The organism is Mycolicibacterium xanthum (assembly GCF_019710635.1).
GTDB classification, from domain to species: domain Bacteria; phylum Actinomycetota; class Actinomycetes; order Mycobacteriales; family Mycobacteriaceae; genus Mycobacterium; species Mycobacterium xanthum.
The window spans coordinates 1-1,440 of sequence record NZ_JAIFZS010000124.1; the positions used below are offsets into that span (position 1 = coordinate 1).

Here is a 1,440-nt window from a genome sequence, read left to right on the forward strand (position 1 = left end):
GCCCGAGACCATGCCCAGGATGAGTTCGCCGGCATGGCGCAACGGTTCGTAGCGGGCGAAGCGCGGCGCGATCCGATCGATCATCGCCGAGTACTCGGTCTGCCACCGGTCAGGGTCTACGCTATGAACCGCGGTGACCGCGGCCAATTCAATTGTCTTCACAAACATCGAACGATGCCGCGGTCACCGCCCTGACCAGCGCAGACACGCCGAAACTCGTCAGCCCCGATCTACGGCTGCAGTATTAGGTCTATCTATTATTGAGTATCGCGGCCGAAACCACACACCGACACACCGGGAAATCCGCAGATCAAAGCACAGAACTACCGACCGGGCACTGACGCTGTGTCAGGAGTCCTGAAGTCAGGAGATGGAAAGGCGCCGGCAAAGGTAACGTCAGGATGCCCAGCGTCTGTCCGCACGTAGTGACGAGTCACTACGCACAAAGACGACGTCCATTTGTGCGAGCGCACCATCCAATGGACGTCGGCGTAAGCCGACAATGTCAAACACCACATAGTCCTTATCGTGCATCAGCGAAAGGAGTTCGCTTAACTCAGGGCCAGATTTGATCGTTGCAATGGTGCTGGTTTCGATGATGAAAACATCAATTTCATGTATGCGATCACCCATGCCACGTATCACCGCGATTTCCGCACCTTGGACGTCAATTTTGGCCAACGCGGGACTTTCAAAATCCGCAATGAGACTGTCGAAGCGTCTGACTGGAACCTCGTATTTCTCTCGCACATCGGCCTTGCCGATCTCCTCATACAAGGTCGATTCATCGATCGATTTACGCACGAATATGGTTTGCTGTGTATCGGCATCGCCCATCGCGCAGTTGTGCACTTCCGCATCAAGGTGTTTGGCCCACTGCTGCATGAAGGGCATCGACTCGCGGGTTGGATCGATCAAATGGTAGTGGGCGTTGGGGTATGCGTGGTATAGCCAGGGAGTGCCTTCAGCAACGCCGATATCGAAAACCGTACGGGGGGCAATCTTGTGGCGTTCAAGTAAATTGAACAGGCTTTCCGGCCGTGGAGATTGGCTAAGCCGCAAGACCTGTAGGCCAAGTGGCGCCACCATTCGATTGATTTCGGCTTTAAGTCTGGCTTTAATCATCATAGGAAACCCTCACATCTGATCAGGATGAGCAGGAAGTGGTGCTGCTTGCTTCCCACTGCGATAGAAATACCACCATCACACCGCAGCCGGCATTCTAACCTGACGAGAAGATTTACCGGGCGCAGCCCGAGACTGCTCTTGGTGTCGCGCCAGCCGCGCTCGACGGCGAGTAGCTGCTTGTAGGCGGCGGTCAGGTCCTCGGCACGGAGGGTCAGATCGGAGGTGCGTAGCAGCCACTTGCCGTCGTAGTGGGCTTCCCGTTGCGCGGCGGCGCGGTCGATGCGCAGCAGCCCGGTGGCGGTGCGCCGCAGC

The 1,440-nt window shown here is 56.8% G+C and carries 1 protein-coding gene and 1 pseudogene; both read right to left on the bottom strand.

What is annotated here, in order from left to right; translation table 11 throughout:
* Window positions 1–396: 396 nt before the first annotated feature.
* The gene (locus tag JDV09_RS26310; RefSeq protein WP_221372067.1) at window positions 397–1,125 is read right to left on the bottom strand and encodes an FkbM family methyltransferase; all 729 of its coding nucleotides are present in this window, start codon (window positions 1,123–1,125) and stop codon (window positions 397–399) included.
* Window positions 1,126–1,241: 116 nt separating this feature from the next.
* Window positions 1,242–1,440: pseudogene (locus JDV09_RS27675) on the bottom strand (IS1634 family transposase); the annotation flags it as partial.

Bases quoted from the DNA above. Each gene is read 5' to 3' on its own strand.
- JDV09_RS26310 (WP_221372067.1), bottom strand. From the start codon at position 1,125: ATGATTAAAGCCAGACTTAAAGCCGAAATCAATCGAATGGTGGCGCCA.